Below are 16890 nucleotides of genomic sequence, written 5' to 3'. Positions count from 1 at the left end.
TGTAGGTCGCCCTAGTGCTTCTCAGCCTTTGATATCTGATCTGCCAGATCTTCTGGAGACAGATCTGCATTTGAAAAGGCCTCGTTGAGGGGCAGATGTAGGCGTAGACCGGTGCCGGGGCAGATTTCTACGTGGGCGCTGCGCAGTTTGAAGTCGACTACGTGACCGCCGCGGGTGCGCTCGTCGTCGATGAAGTGGGCGTGGCAGCCGGGCACGCCGATACCCTGCTCGTAAATGGGGGTGCGGAAGCCCACGATGGTGCCGGAGACATCATCAAACTGGACGATGTCTTCGCCTTCAACGGCGTCAACCATCTTGGGGTAGGGCTTTTCCTGCTTTTTGACCGTGCGGGTGCGTACCCATTCGAAGTCGCCCACGATTTTGATGGCGTACATGTAGTTATCTGACAGGGTGAAGTTATCGAGTACCTGGCTGGCTGAGGTCCGCAGTAGGTTGGTGGGCAGATCCCGTTTGATGGCGGGTACGAAGTTGGTAATGACTGCAAAGGGAGTCTTCTGATCGAGCGAGGCCAGCGAGATAGAGCCGTCGTAGCGCATCTGGTAGCAGGTGCCATCAAGCACGATCATTTCACCGTCTAGCCCGTCAAAGGTGCCCACCCCGAAATTGCCGTGACCCAGTAGTTCGCCGATGGTCATATCCCCGTCGTAGATGCCGTCCAAAAGCTGGCTCATCAGACCGGTTTGGAAGACCTCGTTGCGGTAGATGGTGGAGCGGCCTTCGAGAATGGTGCTTTGGGGGCTCATGGTTATCTCCTTGGGGTAAGCGGTGGGTGTGCGCAAAAGCCGCGCTGCGGCGTCCTTGCGGTGCGGACGCCTAGCGCGGCTTTGTGCTTGTGAATGTCAGTTTACCGGGGCTTAGACGCCGTAGTACATCTGGTATTCGAGGGGGTGGGGGACCAACAGCAGGGGAGCGAGCTCGTTGCTGCGCTTGTAGTCAATCCAGGCTGAGATGAGGTCTTCGGTGAAGACGTCGCCTGCCAGAAGGAAATCGTGGTCCTTTTCGAGGGCGTCAAGGGCTTCTTCAAGGTTGGCGGGTGCCTTCTTGATGTCTGCTGCTTCTTCGGCGGGCAGCTCGTAGAGGTCCTTGTCGATGGGTGCCGGGGGTTCGATGCGGTTGCGGATGCCGTCCAGACCTGCCATGAGCTGGGCTGCGAAAGCCAGGTAGGGGTTGGATGAGGGGTCGGGTGCACGGAACTCGAGGCGCTTTGCCTTGGGGTTGGTACCGGTGATGGGGATGCGGATGCCGGCGGAACGGTTGCCCTGGGAGTAGACCATGTTGATGGGGGCTTCGTAACCGGGCACCAGGCGCTTGTAGGAGTTGACGGTGGGGTTGGTGAAGGCCAGAACTGATGAGGAGTGCTCAATCAGACCGCCGATGTACCAGCGGGCAACGTCTGAGAGACCCGCGTAGCCGCGCTCGTCGTAGAAGAGGGGCTCGCCGTCCTGCCAGAGTGACTGGTGGCAGTGCATGCCTGAGCCGTTGTCGCCGAAGACGGGCTTGGGCATGAAGGTGACGGTCTTGCCCCACTGGTCAGCGGTGTTCTTGATGACGTACTTGAACTTGAGCAGGTCGTCTGCTGCCTGGGTTAGGGTGGAGAACTTGTAGTTGATCTCAGCCTGGCCGGGGGCGCCTACTTCGTGGTGGGAGCGCTCTACTTCGAGGCCTACCTCGTCGAGGGCTACGCACATGGCGTCACGCAGGTCAGCCTGCTTGTCGACGGGGGAAACGGGGAAGTAGCCGCCCTTGGCGAGGGTCTTGTTACCGAGGTTGCCGCCCTCTTCCTTGCGGCCGGAGTTCCAGGGTGCCTCGTCTGAGTCGATTTTGAAGAAGACTGACTGGGGGGTAACTTCGTGCTGGACGTTTTCGAAGACGAAGAATTCTGCTTCTGATGCGAAGAAGGCGGTGTCAGCGATACCGGTTGACTTCAGGTATTCTTCGGCGCGTTCGGCGACGCCGCGGGGGTCGCGGTGGTAGGACTCGCCGGTGCGGGGGTTGACGATGGAGCCGGTAACAACCAGGGTCTTCTCAAGGCGGAAGGGGTCAACGTAGCAGCTGGAGACGTCGGGGATCAGCTGCATGTCTGATTCGGCGATGCCCTGGAAGCCGCGGATTGAGGAGCCGTCGAACATCTGGCCTACGGTGAAGAAGTCTTCGTCGATAGCCTTAGCGGGCAGGTTGAAGTGCTGCTGTACGCCGGGCAGGTCGCAGAAGCGGATGTCAACGAACTTGATGTCTTCGTTCTTGATGAAGTCGAGGACTTCCTGTGCGGTAGTGAACATGGTCGTTTGTTCTCCTTGAGTTGTTTTCGACCCATGGGTGCCCGGTTGGGTGGGCTCCCTCGCTGTTGTTTCTAGCCTAGGGTGTATTTTTTGCCCTAAAGTATCGCTTTTGTTTCGCGTGTGTAACGTACCGGCGCTTGAATTGCGTTGGTGTTACGTGGGTTTGGGTGGCTAGGTTCCCCTTTTCTAGTGTAGGTGGTTTGGGGTCAGGTTTCTCAGAGGGTAGGACGCCTGCGCCCGGTTTTCTTGGGCGGAAAGGGGGTAGGAGCCGGTAAGGTTAGTTGGGTGGTTACGAGAAGAGATTTAGGTTCTTGGATAGAGGGGGCTCCTACCGACCAGGAGTACCCCGGGCAGAATATGGGCAGGCCGCGGTCGGGGCGGGGTGCTATTGCTCGCCCGGTGCGCCGTTTGCTGGCCTTTTGGATTGACTGGCTGCTCATTGAGGGCATGTTTTTTGTGCTGGGGCAGACGGTTTTTCCGGGCGTGAATACCGCTGTGCTTGATGTTGCCCAGCTGGTTATTTTCTGGCTCTATATGGTTGCTGCCGTCGGTTTTATGGGGCATACGGTGGGGCATTTTGCCCTCGGTATGCAGGTACAGCGACTTAATGGTAAGCCCGCTGGCTGGCTGACCGCTCTGATTCGCCAGTCTATGGTCATGCTGGTGCTGCCCGTTGTCATTATGGATGCCGACCAGCGCGGCCTGCACGACCGGGCCCGCCATACTATTTTGGTGATGATTCGATAAATGAAAGACGATATGACGAACCCTACCGGCGAAGAGCCGCCGAAAGAGAACGACCCGGCGCTGCCGTCCTTTCTCACAAAGCCCGGCCCCGTCGATAAGGTGCTCCTGAGCCTACTCGCCTTCATGACCATTTTCTCGATGGTCATGATTCCCCTGCGACCTAATCTGCTGGTCAACGCACCCTGGCTGGTTTCTTTGCTGACCGGTTCGGGACTGGGGTTGCTGATCACCGCTGCCCAGAATCAGGGAGCTGCCCTCATGCTGGCAGCCCTGACCGCAGCTGCTGCCGCCAGCCACATCAAGTTCATGGCGGTCTACTTCTTTATGGGGAAGCACTGGGGGCAGGACTTCATCACCTGGCTGTTCGCTAACCACACCCCCCTGTGGTGGCGTAAGCTTGAGGGTTTCGTTGAGAAACACCTTTTTCTGAGCCTGCTTCTTGGCTTTATCCCCTTCTCACCGATTCCGGCAACGATTCTGGTGGCCATCGCCGGTATTCGTAAGCTCAAGGGCTGGATGATTGGTCTTTACATCTACCTGCTGGCTGTGGCTAACAAACTTTTTTACCTCTACCTGGGTCTGCGTTTCGGCGAGGGTATTCAACCCACTCTTGAAACCATTGACCGCTACATGATGCAGATAACCCTGGCTCTGATCGCCTACGTCTTCATCATGAACTGGTGGCGCGGTTCTAAAAAGCAGTCAGTAGAGTAATACTTTTGCAGAGATAAAAAAGGGGGCCCGCTCAACGTTGGTTGAGCGGGCCACCTATGTTTGAGGCTTAGCGCATGCCCTTGCGGTCGGGGCGCATACGCATGGGGTCAATACCCTTAGGAATAGCATTCAGCATGTTGTTGTGCTTGGACAGCGAATCAATGCGGTTGGCGACCTGGTGCATTTCCTGCTGGGTCAGCTTCTTGGGCAGCTTGTTCATGGTCTTGGTGAGCTGCTTGAGCTCAACCTGACCCTCAGCGTGGCCGGTGTTGATCACGGTCACGGGGACGGTGGGCACAATCTTGGAGTACTTGAGCTTTTCCTTCTGTACCAGGGCGTTGACGCGACCGGTGGGGCCTTCGGTGACCAGGACGATGCCGGGGCGGCCGATAGCGCGGAAGACGACGTCCTGAGACTTATTGGCAGCTACGGGCTGCTGCTCGAAAATCCAGCCGCGGCGCAGGGTTGAGAGGGCAGCGCCAGAGCGGCCTGGCTGACCCTCCAACTGGGCGAAGGCTGCTTTTTCTGCTCGGCGTGAGAGCACCATGACGGCAAACAGAATACCCAGAGGAATACCAATGAGGAGGAAAGTGATCCAGTTGTTCAGCAACAGGCCGATGAGCAGGAAGACCAGGATAGTGCCGAAGAAGACCAGGGCCATAATCCAGGGGATATTGGGGTCCTGCTCGCGGGTCATGGCATAGACCTGCTTCATCTGAGCAAACATGCCGGGGCCACGCTTGGCGCGGCGCTCTTCGCGAGCCTTCTTCTTTTCTTCGCGGGTCTGTGCGCGGGTGCTGCCACGGGATTCAGCCACTGTGTTTCCTTCGTGAGTCGATTCTGGGCGGGCGGGTGCGATACGCGCCCTAACTTACCCATTCTATACGGCAAGCGCCCACCGATGAAACCGGTGGGCGCTTGAAACCCTAGGGGGTAGCGTCCTTTAGGCCCCTGCTGCTACCAGGGAGCTAGCCTCCTGCATAGCAAAGCCTGAGTCGTCGATATGCGACAGGTGCTCAGGGATTTCGCGTCCCTGCTTCTTCATGGCACGGGCCCAGAGCTTACCGGCCCGGTAGGACGAGCGCACCATGGGACCTGCCATTACACCGGCAAAGCCAATCTCTTCGGCCATCTTTGAGAGCTCAACGAACTCGGCGGGTTTGACCCAACGCTCGATGGGGTGGAAGAGGGGGCCCGGGCGCAGGTACTGGGTGAGGGTAATCAGGTCGCAGCCGGCATCGTGCAGATCGCAGAGGGCCTCGTAGACCTCTTCGTTGGTTTCACCCATGCCCAGGATCAGGTTGGACTTGGTAATCAGACCGGCTTCCTTGCCCTGGGTGATGACGTCCAGGGAGCGCTCGTAGCGGAAGGCGGGGCGAATCTGGCGGAAGATACGAGGGACGGTTTCAAGGTTGTGGGCGAAAACCTCGGGGGCTGCGTCGATGACCTGCTGAACGTCCTCTTCCTTACCCTTAAAGTCAGGGATCAGAATTTCAACACCGGTATTGGGTGAAACGCGATGAATCTGGCGGATGGTTTCGGCATAGAGCCAGGCGCCGCCGTCCTCAAGGTCATCGCGTGCAACACCGGTGACGGTGGCGTAGCGCAGACCCATTTTCTTGACGTTGAGAGCCACCTTGAGGGGCTCGGTGCGGTCGATGGCAACGGGCTTACCGGTGTCAATCATGCAGAAGTCGCAACGGCGGGTGCACTCTGAACCGCCAATCAGGTAGGTTGCTTCGCGGTCTTCCCAACACTCGTAGATATTGGGGCAGCCGGCTTCTTCACAGACGGTGTGCAGGCCTGAGCCGCGGGCGAGGTCAACCATTTCTTTGTATTCGGGGCCAACCTTGGCCTTGGTTTTGATCCATGAGGGCTTCTTCTCGATGGGGACCTCTGCATTGCGGGCTTCAACGCGAAGTAGCTTGCGGCCTTCTGGCTGGGCGCTCATGAGGTGGGGTTCTCCTTTGGTGGTAAACCTGTGGTGGGTGTGCTGGCGGCTTCTGCCGGGAAGCGGGTTATGCGCTGGTGGTCGGTGTGAAGTCGGCGGCGAGCTGGTCGGCATAGCGAGCCAGCTCTTCTTCTATACGGTCAACAATGTCGGCAGGGGTTATATTCCGGCCCAGTTGTTCGCTAACGGTGGTGACGCCCGCATCGGTGATGCCGCAGGGGATAAAGGCGCCGAAGGGGTCGGTGGGGTTGTTGCAGTTGATGGAGAAACCGTGCATGGTGGTGTTCTTTGCAACGCGGATGCCGATAGCTGCGATTTTTTTGTCTTGCACCAGGGCGCCGTCGCCTAGCACCCAGACTCCTGAACGCCCCTCGACGCGCTGGCAGGCGATGCCCAGATCGGTCAGGACGTTGATGAGTACCTCTTCGAGTACCCGCACGTAGCGGACGACGTCGATGGGCTCGGGCAGCTGCACGATAGGGTAGCCAACCAGCTGGCCGGGGCCGTGCCAGGTGAGCTTACCACCGCGGTCGATTTTGATGACGGGCACGCGGTTATCGGTCGGGTATTCGTGGTCTTCGGTACGCTTACCGGCGGTAATGACTTCTTCGTGTTCTAGCAGTAGGACGGTATTTTGCCGGACGCCGGTGGCGACTTCTTCGTGGACGGTGCGCTGGTAGTCCAGCGCGGAGGTATATTCCACATAGTCGGGGGCAAGCCCGACCCGTTCAAACAAAAGTGCCATACCTTCTAGGGTAGCCCTTTTGGCGGTGGGGCGAAAATATTCAGGGAGACTCTGGTCGTCTGAACTCCCGGTGTGGCGCTGTGACGTTAGATGACGTTTTTATCCACAGGGCACCTTCATGCGGTTGACTAGCGTAAATGCTGGCCCTGTGGATACTCCCGGCGGTGGCGCTGCCAGGTGGTGTATAGCTAAAGCATGAGTACCCCCACAGACCTACCCCAGCCGACCCGGGCGTCCGCACCGCCTGAACAAGAAAACGACCAGGCCCTGCCGATACCCGGTAACCTGCCCGACGTAACCCCGCGCTACCGCCTTGAAAGCGGAGCCCACCACAGCACCTGGATCGTGGACTGCGGCTACCAAAGTGCCGCCCACCTCGAGCTGCAGGCAGGCCCCTACACCCTGACTCAGATCACCGGCGATGCAGAAGCTAGTGCGAAATCCGCAGAACGGCTGTGTTCCCTGACCCCGCACCCCGCAGTGCTGAGGGTCGATGCTGTGACCTCATCGCAGGACTCCTACCATATCTGGTATGAAGCGGCCGAGGCTGGCACCCTCGCCGACTATTGCCGAGCCAAGGGAAAACTGCCACTGGGTCAGGTAACCACCGTTGCCAGAGCCCTCACCCAGGCGCTGGGTTACCTCCACGAACAGGGCTTTGCCTATTCTGAGCTAGCGGCCCGCCACTGCGTTTTCACCGTGCGGGGTGAGCTGAAACTCCTTGCCCCCGATATTGATACCCGCCCACTGGCGTCCGCGGTACAGAAGAGCCGGCAGGCAGATGACATCGCAGCCTGCGCCGCCCTGCTGTGGCTCTGCCTCAGCGGGGAAGAGCCTAAGGCCATGCGTCTGAGGGCTCCCCTGAATCTGGCTGTACCCCAGGCCAGCGACGCCCTTGCCCAGACCCTTGAGGACGCTATCGACTCTCGTGCCCAGCAGCCCCAGCTTACTGACCTACTAGCACTTATTGAACTGGCGGCAGACCCCGAGCCCCTCGAACTTCACCTCAGCGCCCACCAAAGTGTGCGTCCCCGCCTTCCTGCCTACAGGCAGCCTGCGCCAGTAGAGCCCCGCCGGGCGGTGAAACAACGCCGTCAGATGTACGGGAAACTGCCCGATGTATCGCGGGGGAGTAAGGCGCCTCATCGGAGGAAGCCCCGCCTTAAGCGGAGTGCTGTGGGAACCGGGCGGATGCAGCTGGGACAGTATCTGCGGGAGCGCTGGGCCCTGAGCGGCGCTGTCCTGATAGGGGCTCTAGCCCTGGGCGGGGCCGGGTACCAGCTGCTCGCATCAGAGCCCCAGCACGATTCAGCTGCCCCGGCAGCGGTTGAGGCAGCAGGCTCTCTTCCTGCACTTACACCGTCAGAGGTAGATCACCAGCGTGCTAGCGAGAAGCCGCAGACAGAGGTCGAGCAAGACCAGGTAGTAACCCTAGAACCCAGCGATGACGACGTAGCTCTTCTCGCAGCAGAGCTCGTAGCCACCCGGAGCCGGGTACTTGCCTCTGGGGAAACTACGGAAATAGGTGATTACGCGGTTTTAGGCTCACCCCTGGCTGAAGCCGATAGCCAGCTACTGGCGCATGAAGGTGCAGCCTCTTTAGCCGATATGAGCACAGAACTGGTTGATATCAGCGAAATCACGGCAACCGAGAACGGCTACAGGCTCCTGGCTACGGTGCAAGCGACCGGCTACAGTCCCGCAGGTAGTGACCAGGAACTGGCAGTGCAGGGTATAAGCCGGCACGATGGCAGGGTGCTCCAAAGCGTGGAGCTGATTCTTCAAGCCGAGGGCGGAACCTACCTGCTGACCGAGGCACAGCCCCTACCCCTAGACCCGTCCGCCCTCTAGCACCTACAGCCCTGCCGCTATATATAGACCAGGGGCGGTGCACCAAATCGGTACACCGCCCCTGGGAGTAAGAACCTAGGTGTTCTTGCCTTGATTAGATCTGGGGGTATTGCATGAAAACAGCGATAGCGATATTGAGCAGGGCCAGGCCACCAACAGTATGGGCCAGGGCTACGTTCTTACCGTTTTCAGGGGTGCCCAGGGCACGGGCAGCCTTGTACTTCTTCTGGCCCATAAAGGCCGCTACGGCGATGACCAGGGCAATCACCATCTTGATGCCAATCATCATGTGGTTCAGAGCCATGTTCTGTGACATCTGGATGAAGTAGAGAGCAAAACCGGTGACAACCTGCAGCAGGGCCGCGTGGAACTGACCGGGCAGAACGATGCCCTGCTTAAAGGTGCCTAGCCACAGGCCGAAAACCATTGCGGCACCAACGATGTGCAAGAAAAGAAGAATTGAAAATGCGATAGCCATAATGACAAGTCTACGTAATACCTGTTTATTTAGCGACAGCTCGCCACTAAAACCGGTGTGGGGGTGACCACGCGAGCCCCTAGTAGATAGAAAAGTGCCCCGCTAACTGCTGCTAGCGGGGCACCTGAGAGCCTAGTTCAGAGAACTAAGACCTGTGGTTTAGAGACCAACCTCAGCCTCGAAAGCTGCTTCTTCAAGACGCTGCTTGAGGAAGGCCAGGAAGCGGCCAGCGTCCGCACCGTCTACAACGCGGTGGTCGTAGGTCAGTGAGAAGTAAGCCAGTGAGCGGATCGCGATAACATCGTTACCCTCGGCATCCTGGATAACAGCAGGACGCTTGTTGGTGGAGCCGATGCCCAGGATCGCTACGTTGGGCTGGTTGATGATCGGGGTGAAGAAGACACCGCCGGTCTGGCCGGTGGAGGAGATGGTGAAGGTTGAACCTGATAGCTCCTCGGGGCCGACCTGGCCGTCACGAGCGCGCTTGGCAACGTCGTTGATCTTCTTTGCGATACCTGCGATGTTGAGGTCGCCGGCGTCCTTGACAACGGGAACGAGCAGGCCCTTGGGGGTGTCAACTGCCAGGCCGATGTTCTCGGAACCGTGGTAGGTGATTTCCTTGAAGTCATCGCTCATGGATGAGTTGAACTGGGGGAACTGCTGCAGAGCTTCGGTGACTGCCTTGGTGAAGAAGGGCAGGAAGGTGAGCTTGGTGCCCTCGCGAGCCTCGAAGCCGGCCTTAGCCTTGTTGCGCAGGGCAACCAGACGGGTCAGATCGATTTCCTGGACGGTGGTCAGCTGAGCTGAAACAGCCAGTGACTCAACCATGCGCTTAGCAACGGTCTGGCGGATGCGGGGAGCCTTTTCGGTGGTGCCGCGCTTTGAGGACGCTGCAGCCTTGGGGGCTTCCTTCTTGGCAGGAGCTGCGGTTGCGGGAGCTTCAGCAGCGGGTGCTGATGCTACGGGAGCAGCGCCCTTCTTAGCTTCAGCAGCAGCCAGGACGTCCTGCTTGCGGATGCGGCCGCCAACACCGGTGCCCTTGATGGTGGACAGGTCGATGCCTTCCTGCTTGGCCAGCTTGCGGACCAGGGGAGTGACGTAGGCTTCGCCGTTTTCGCCGGAGGGCAGTTCAACAGCGGGGGCCTCTGCAGCTTCGTCGGTGGAGGAAACAGCGGGTGCTTCTTCCTTCTTTTCCTCAGCTGCGGGTGCTTCTTCCTTCTTCTCTTCTGCGGGAGCAGAAGCGGCTGAAGCGTCACCGATGATAGCCAGAACCTGGCCGACTTCGGCGTCCTCGTCTTCCTGGATGCGGATTTCGAGCAGGGTACCGGCTACGGGTGAGGGAACTTCGGTGTCGACCTTGTCGGTGGAAACCTCTACGAGGGGCTCGTCGACAGCAACTTCTTCGCCAACTTCCTTGAGCCAGCGGGTGATGGTGCCTTCGGTGACGGACTCGCCCAGAGCGGGCAGGGTAACCTCGGTGCCAGAAGCTGAGCCTGAGGACGCGGGGGCGGCAGCAGGTGCCTCTTCCTTCTTTTCCTCAGCGGCGGGAGCTTCTTCCTTCTCTTCAGCCTTGGGGGCTTCTGCAGCGGGGGCATCGTCAGATGAGCCTGCGCCGGAGCCGTCGCCAATAACGATGAGGGGAGCGCCGACCTCGACGTCCTCGTCCTCTTCAACGAGAATCTTCTCAACAACACCGGCTACGGGTGAGGGAACTTCGGTGTCGACCTTGTCGGTGGAAACCTCAACGATGGGCTGGTCAACCTCAACGGTTTCGCCAACCTCAACGAGCCAGCGGGTAACGGTACCCTCGGTTACGGATTCGCCCAGTGCGGGCAGTTCTACGGTGGTGGACATAGTCCTTCGTGCTCTCCTTGTGAGTGATAAAAATTTGTAGGGGTAGGCGCTGACCCTATAACCAGGGTCAGGGCCAGCGCCTACCGCAGGGGCTTGTCTTAGCCGTGCAGGGGTGCGCCTGCCAGAGCCATTGCAGCCTCGCCCAGGGATTCGTTCTGGGTGGGGTGGGCGTGGATGAACTGGGCGACATCCTCGGGGAAGGCTTCCCAGACAACCCACATCTGGGCCTCGCCAATCTGCTCGCCCATGCGCTTACCAACAGCGTGAACGCCGATGATGGGGCCGTTCTTCTCGCGGACGACCTTGACCAGGCCGCCGGTGCCCAGGATGGAGGACTTACCGTTGCCAGCCAGGTTGTACTCTGCAACCTCAACGTTTTCCTTGCCGAACTTCTCTTCAGCCTTAGGCTGGGAGTAGCCAATGGAGGCGATCTCAGGCTCGCAGAAGGTGACCTTGGGGATGTTGATGTCTTCAACAATCTGGGGGTTGAGGCCTGCGATTTCTTCGGCAACGAAGCGGCCCTGCTGGTAACCGCGGTGGGCCAGCTGAACACCGGGGACGATGTCGCCGATAGCGTAGATGTTGCCAACGCCGGTGTGCAGGCGCTCGTTGGTGATAACGAAGCCACGGTCCATGGTCAGGCCCTGCTCGTCGTAGCCAAAGCCCTCGGTGTTGGGGCCACGACCCACAGCCACGAGAACGATGTCAGCTTCGAATACGGTGCCGTCTTCAAGGGTGACCTTGGCGCCGTTGGCGTCCTGTTCAACGGTCTTGAAGAACTTGCCCAGTGAGGACTTGATGCCGCGCTTCTTGAATTCGCGCTCAACGACCTTGATGATGGAGGGGTCTTCGTTGGGGACCAGGTGGGGAAGGCCCTCGATGATGGTGACCTCTACGCCCATGGAGTTCCACATGGAGGCGAACTCGGAGCCGATGACGCCGCCGCCCAGAACGATAGCGCTCTTGGGCAGGTAGTCCATCTGCAGGGCTTCGGTGGAGGTGAGCACGCGGTCACGAATCTCGATGCCGAAAGTCTTGGAGACAGAACCGGATGCCAGGATGATGTGCTTGCCCTTGTATTCGGTGCCGGCGACGGTGATGGTGTCCTTGCCGGTGAGCTTGCCTTCGCCCTCGATGACGGTGACCTTCTTCATCTTGAGAAGGCCGGTCAGGCCCTTGAACTTGCCGGCGACGATGCCGTCCTTGTAGTCACGAACCTTAGCCATATCGATGGACTCGAGGGTGGTGTTTACACCGTACTTTGAAGCGTGCTGAGCCTCGGATGCGAGTTCTGCAGCGTGCAGGTAAGCCTTGGTGGGGATGCAACCGGTGTGCAGGCAGGTGCCGCCCAGGTTGCTCTTTTCGATCAGACCTACGGTGAAGCCCAGCTGTATCGCGCGCAGAGCTGCGGAGTAACCGGCGCTACCGCCACCGAGGATGAGGATATCGAATTCTGTTGTTGCCGAATCGGCCACGTTGACGCTCCCTTGCATGGGTCGCGGAGGCCTAAGCCCCCTTATGTACTGTCGTTTTCTAGCTTATCCCTTGAATGCGTCCACCTGCCACTATTGGCAGGTGTTTTATTGCTCGGGTGGGCATGATTACACCCCGTTACCTGCTAGAACACGGGCAACGGGGTGCAAATGTAAAAGTTCCCTGGAAAGCAAGATGCTTAGGCGTAGGCCTCGATGAACTTAATCAGGGTGGCGATGGAGTGGCCGGTGCCTTCCTTGGGGGTAAAACCGTAGGGGCCTTCCTCGTTGAAGGAGGGGCCTGCAAAGTCCAGGTGGGCCCAGGGAATCTTTGCGCCGTCCTTTTCGCCCACGAATTCCTCCAGGAACTGGCCTGCTACCAGCATGCCGCCGTAGCGGGAGCCGATGTTCTGCAGGTCGGCGACGGGGGACTTGAGGCTCTTGCGCAGGTGCTCGGGCATAGGCATGGGCCAGTAGTCTTCGCCGGCTTCGGTAGCTGCTTCAACAACCTGCTGGCGGACGGTATCGTCACCCATGACCGCTGCGGTGCGCACGCCCAGAGCGACGAGCTGGGCACCGGTGAGGGTTGCGATGTCGAGAAGGACGTCGGGCTCGCCCTCGGAGGCCAGGGCTAGGCCATCCGCCATGACCAGGCGACCTTCGGCGTCGGTATTCATGACTTCAACGGTGTGACCGCTGCGCATGGTCAGCACATCTTCGGGGCGAATGGAATTGCCACCGGGCATGTTCTCAGCCAGGCAGAGGTAGCCGTGTACGGCAACCGGCAGGTTGAGCTCAGAAGCTGCTGCCACGACGTTGAGGACGGTTGCGGCACCTGCCATATCGGACTTCATGGTGGTCATGGACCCGGCGGGCTTGAGCGAAATGCCACCGGTGTCGAAGGTGATGCCCTTGCCCACAATGGCAACGGTCTTTTCAGCCTTTTCGGGGGTGTACTTGACCTCTACCAGGCGGGGCTTGCGTTCTGAGCCCTGCCCAACGCCAGCGATGCCGCCGAAGCCTTCAGCAACCAGTGCATCGTAGTCCCAGACCTTGGTTTCAATCTTCTCAAGCCCTTCTACTCGAGTTAGAGCACGCTCTGCAAAAGTCTCGGGGTAGAGGTGAGACGGGGGAGTGTTGACCAGACGACGGGTGTGGTCAACGGCTTCACCCAGGATGAGAGCCCGAGTCAGGGCACCTTCTGCCTCAGCGGGGGCTACATCGGTGACAATGAGAACCTCGGCGACGGGAGCCTTGACCGAATCAGCGGTTTTAGCGCGCATCTGGGTGTCGGCAAAGGCGCCATAGGCGGCGCCCTCAGCCAGGGCAGCAACATCTTCTACAGACTCTGCGCCCAGGGCCAGAGCAACGGTTTCTACACCGGCAAGCTGGCGGACGGCTGAGCCCGCTGCGTAGCGCAGGGCAAGACGGTGGGCGGCGGCGTCCTCTTTCTGAGCACCCAGGCCGATGAGGGCAACTACATCAGCACCGGCTTCGTCAAAGCCGGGAAGTCGGACGAGCTCGTCCTGCCCACCGCTGACTCCCAAATCCTCCAAAATGGCCTCAAGGCCCTCGGCTGTTTCGGCGTCGAGGGGGTTGCTGGCCAGCGAGGGGCCTTCCTTGCCGGAATAAACGCCGAGTACCAGCACGTCGGCTTCGAGGGCCTCAAGGTCGGGGGCCGTTACAGAGAATGACAGGTCGTGAGAATCGCTCACAGGTTTCTCCCTTCACAACAGAAATAAGAGGGGCGGGCATAGATAAGTGACCGCGCTATCGTGTATAAGCGTAGGCCAAAACCGCGGCCAAATGTAACCTACACAACGTTGGGGAGCCTAAATAACCCCAGAGCGAACAGCAAAAGATGCCGGGGCTAGAGTTTAAGCCCCGCTGGGAATAGCTCTGCATATTCCCAGCGTTATACCCGCGACATTAGGCTACACTGTGCCCATACCCTGGAGTACTATAGAGACTCACAGAAGACGGGAAGAAAGAAGGGGGCTAGGAAGATGACGCAGGAAGATCGGCTGTATATTGCTCACGCCGGGGCGTTTGAAAACAATCGACTGCGAGGTTTGCCCCTCGTCATTGCTCTCTCCCACCCACAGGACGCTGGTGGAACCGCCGGGCACCTCGGTGAAGTGCTCTTGCATGAACTTGAGAATGTGCCGGTCATCGAGTTTGACGCTGACCGCCTGCACGACTACCGTTCTCGTAAACCCCGCATTACTTTCAAAAAGGACCACTACACTAATCCGGTCCTCCCTGAGCTCAAGCTGTATGCGGTAGAAGACCGCCTGGGCAAGCCTTTCTTGCTCCTTACCGGTGCTGAGCCTGATTTGTTATGGCAGCGGTTTACGGCAGATGTTGTTGATATCGCCCAGCGTCTTGAGGTCTCGGTGGCGCTGACAGTGACTGGTTTTCCCATGCCGGTACCCCATACCCGTCCTATTCCTGTCACCGCGCACGGGTCCCGGAAGGATTTGACGGTCGGTATTTCCTCTTTCCAGCCCGAGGCCCTGGTCCCCGGTTCGGTGTCGAGCCTGTTGGAGGTGCGCTTGACCGAGGCTGGTATTGGAACGGCCGGTTTCGCGGTCAATGTGCCGCAGTATCTATCGGAGTCGGAGCTACCCCAGACCGCTCTTGTCGCTATGGAGCACCTATCGCTGGCTGCCAAGCTAAGCCTGCCCTCGGATCGCCTGCGTGAGCTTTCGGAGAACGTTCAGCTACAGATTGACGAGCAAGCTAGCGCTAGTCCTGAGATTCAGATGATGATTCAGCGCCTCGAAGAGTCCTACGACGCCAATGCTGCCCAGGGCTTTGGCAGCCTGCCCCTCTCCCAGCGGGCAGCAGGCAAGGTGCCGAGCCGGGATGAAATCGGTGATGAGGTAGAGGCCTTCTTGGCTCAGCTTGATCACCGGGCCCGGGAAGCGGACGAGGACGGCCCCCGCGGCCTGGGCTCCTCAGGTTCCTAAACCGGTCCGGGTCTGACCCCGTGGTGAAGCTACCTGTGAAAACCCGCTTTAAGGGCGTCATAGATACGTCATGGGTTCACCGATTTACGGGAAGTATGCGTTCCGTGAGGGCTTGATTATTTCTTTTGACATGGGTGGACGCCGGATGACCGGTGGGTGGAGAATATCCACAGATCAGGTTGAGCTCGTCTTAGATGTTCTTCTCTATCAGCCTGGTAGTTATGACAGAGATTCACCACACCCCAGAAGAACCCGCCGTTGCCTACCTCAGCTCGGAGCGTGACGTCCTTGCCCTTGCCCTACACCTTTTAGGCTACTGGCCTGAAAAGTCCATCATGCTCTTGGCCCTGAGTGATGGGGGAATAGGGCCCCTGCTGCGTGTTGATATGCCCGATGTTTCTGAGGTAGCGCCGGATGACTTCCTGACCTATATCTTCGAGGCCTTCCCCACCCATAGCCCCACCGGGGACCCCATCACCAGTGTATTCTTGCTGCTCTTCGCCGATGGCGCAGCATCCGGAGAAGTGGATGTTCCGGTAGAAAAAACCTTCCTAGAAGCAGCCCAATGCTATGCGGAGCTCGCACCAGCCCACGCAACCCTTCACGGGCTGAATGTACTCGATGTACTTGCGGTGGGGCAGCAGGCCTACTGGGCTGTGAATCCGGCGGAAGGGCAGCTGGCTCCTGCTGGTTTTCTAGACGAGGTCTTGACCAGCCCGCTGTATAGCGAACTGGTAGCCCACGGGTCGCTTGTTGCCAGTGATTTACATGAAGCCCAGGAACTTAAGAATCGCACAGCCCTGGGAACTGATGACCCAGAGGAACAAGAACGGTGGCAGGTCAATACAGAAGCCTATAGCGCTTTCTACCTGGAAGAGAAACAAGAGCAAAACCCTCAAGAAGCCTGCCAAATTGCTGCTGAACTAGAGCTGTGGGAGCAGGCTATAGGTGCCGTTGCGTCCCTGCTTGATGGGCTGCGGGGTAACAGGGGGCTCTACGCTGGGACCTTAGCCGATACTATACGAGCTGAGGTGATTCCCGATGCAGCTGGTTTTCTGATCGCTTCTTTCGATAGCTTTGCAACCCTCCAGCTCGTGATTCTTCAGGCCTGCCGTACCCTCAAAGACTCGTTAGCAGCTCTGAGAGCTCTAGAACAGGGCAGCCAAGAACTGGGGCTGAACAGGCAAACTACGGGGGATAGGGTTCTGCCCCTGCCATCAACCCTGCACCGGTACCAGCTCGATCGTCTCAGCCAGCCTGAACAGGGTGCGCACGATCAGATAGATAGTACCGAAGACAGTCTGAAGGAAATGGCTGAAACTCTCTTTGGTGTAGATCCCACCCCGCCAGACTGGAAGCGCCTGGAAGCCTTGTGGCATTTGGCAGCCGTGCTGGAAAGCTCCGCTAGGGGGAAAGCCGAAGCTTCCCTCCTTGCTGCACAGGCGTGGGTAAGCTGGATGCGGGGCAACTCTACGGAAGCTTTCCACCTGCTGGAGGCTATCGACAGCACCTACCGCGATGGGGGCTCTCTACCCCTGCATTACCTTTTGAGCGTCAGTGCTTTCCCTACCTGGCTTACTCTGCCCGGCGGAGCCCCAGAGACCTACGTGACCAAGAACCGCAGATAAGCGGCCGTGCCTTCTTCGCTAGAAAACCTAAAACATGTCATACTTGACTATTGACCCCGCTCAAAGTGTCTTTCAAAAATACAGCTTCCTATCGGGAATAGAAGCCCCTACTCGGGCGTTATACCCACCGATAGATACCCTGGAAACTGTATTGTGCGAATCGATCACTTGACAGGGT

The 16890-nt window shown here is 58.9% G+C and carries 14 protein-coding genes; 5 read left to right on the top strand and 9 right to left on the bottom strand.

The features are described 5' to 3' along the window. Positions 1-11 precede the first annotated feature (11 nt). Entirely contained in the window at positions 12-764 is a 753-nt protein-coding gene (gene budA, locus ACEE43_RS04450) for an acetolactate decarboxylase (protein WP_449107336.1), read from the bottom strand. Positions 765-875: 111 nt separating this feature from the next. After that, positions 876-2300, bottom strand: a complete 1425-nt coding sequence (gene glnA, locus ACEE43_RS04445; protein WP_449107337.1) for a type I glutamate--ammonia ligase — start codon at positions 2298-2300, stop codon at positions 876-878. Positions 2301-2657: 357 nt separating this feature from the next. On the opposite strand from glnA, the gene ACEE43_RS04440 reads away from it, so the two are divergent. Next, on the top strand, positions 2658-3047 hold the full coding sequence (locus ACEE43_RS04440) for an RDD family protein (protein ID WP_449107338.1): 390 nt from the start codon (positions 2658-2660) through the stop codon (positions 3045-3047). Between the two features lie 12 nt (positions 3048-3059). Continuing rightward, positions 3060-3761: a hypothetical protein gene (locus ACEE43_RS04435; RefSeq protein ID WP_449107339.1), complete on the top strand. Its 702-nt coding sequence runs from the start codon at positions 3060-3062 to the stop codon at positions 3759-3761. Positions 3762-3828: 67 nt separating this feature from the next. Here ACEE43_RS04435 and ACEE43_RS04430 read toward each other — a convergent pair whose 3' ends face one another. From ACEE43_RS04430 to lipB, 3 genes are all read right to left on the bottom strand, one after another. Continuing rightward, entirely contained in the window at positions 3829-4578 is a 750-nt protein-coding gene (locus tag ACEE43_RS04430) for a DUF4191 domain-containing protein (RefSeq protein ID WP_346874347.1), read from the bottom strand. Positions 4579-4704: 126 nt separating this feature from the next. Continuing rightward, complete coding sequence (gene lipA / locus ACEE43_RS04425) at positions 4705-5712, bottom strand: lipoyl synthase (RefSeq protein WP_185173127.1); 1008 nt, start codon at positions 5710-5712, stop codon at positions 4705-4707. A gap of 67 nt (positions 5713-5779) precedes the next feature. Beyond that, complete coding sequence (lipB, locus tag ACEE43_RS04420) at positions 5780-6457, bottom strand: lipoyl(octanoyl) transferase LipB (RefSeq protein WP_449107340.1); 678 nt, start codon at positions 6455-6457, stop codon at positions 5780-5782. A gap of 195 nt (positions 6458-6652) precedes the next feature. Between lipB and ACEE43_RS04415 the strand changes: the two genes are divergently transcribed. Then, on the top strand, positions 6653-8308 hold the full coding sequence (locus ACEE43_RS04415; protein ID WP_449107341.1) for a protein kinase: 1656 nt from the start codon (positions 6653-6655) through the stop codon (positions 8306-8308). 94 nt (positions 8309-8402) lie between these two features. On the opposite strand, the gene ACEE43_RS04410 is transcribed toward ACEE43_RS04415, so the two are convergent. From ACEE43_RS04410 to ACEE43_RS04395, 4 genes are all read right to left on the bottom strand, one after another. After that, positions 8403-8786: a hypothetical protein gene (locus ACEE43_RS04410; protein WP_449107342.1), complete on the bottom strand. Its 384-nt coding sequence runs from the start codon at positions 8784-8786 to the stop codon at positions 8403-8405. Between the two features lie 159 nt (positions 8787-8945). After that, positions 8946-10640 (bottom strand): 2-oxoglutarate dehydrogenase, E2 component, dihydrolipoamide succinyltransferase, encoded by a 1695-nt coding sequence (gene sucB, locus ACEE43_RS04405; protein WP_449107343.1) that lies wholly within the window; start codon positions 10638-10640, stop codon positions 8946-8948. A 98-nt stretch (positions 10641-10738) separates the two neighbouring features. Beyond that, complete coding sequence (lpdA, locus tag ACEE43_RS04400; protein ID WP_449107344.1) at positions 10739-12133, bottom strand: dihydrolipoyl dehydrogenase; 1395 nt, start codon at positions 12131-12133, stop codon at positions 10739-10741. Between the two features lie 179 nt (positions 12134-12312). Continuing rightward, entirely contained in the window at positions 12313-13827 is a 1515-nt protein-coding gene (locus tag ACEE43_RS04395) for a leucyl aminopeptidase (RefSeq protein ID WP_449107345.1), read from the bottom strand. A gap of 291 nt (positions 13828-14118) precedes the next feature. Here ACEE43_RS04395 and ACEE43_RS04390 point away from each other — a divergent pair, with 291 nt between their 5' ends. Then, on the top strand, positions 14119-15084 hold the full coding sequence (locus ACEE43_RS04390) for a proteasome assembly chaperone family protein (RefSeq protein WP_449107346.1): 966 nt from the start codon (positions 14119-14121) through the stop codon (positions 15082-15084). 221 nt (positions 15085-15305) lie between these two features. After that, entirely contained in the window at positions 15306-16712 is a 1407-nt protein-coding gene (locus ACEE43_RS04385) for a DUF4192 family protein (RefSeq protein ID WP_449107347.1), read from the top strand. Positions 16713-16890: the final 178 nt, after the last annotated feature.

It is taken from the genome of Rothia sp. 11254D007BW (assembly GCF_053548195.1).
Note: the sequence above shows the minus strand (reverse complement) of the source record. Positions and strands in the feature narration are given on the sequence as shown.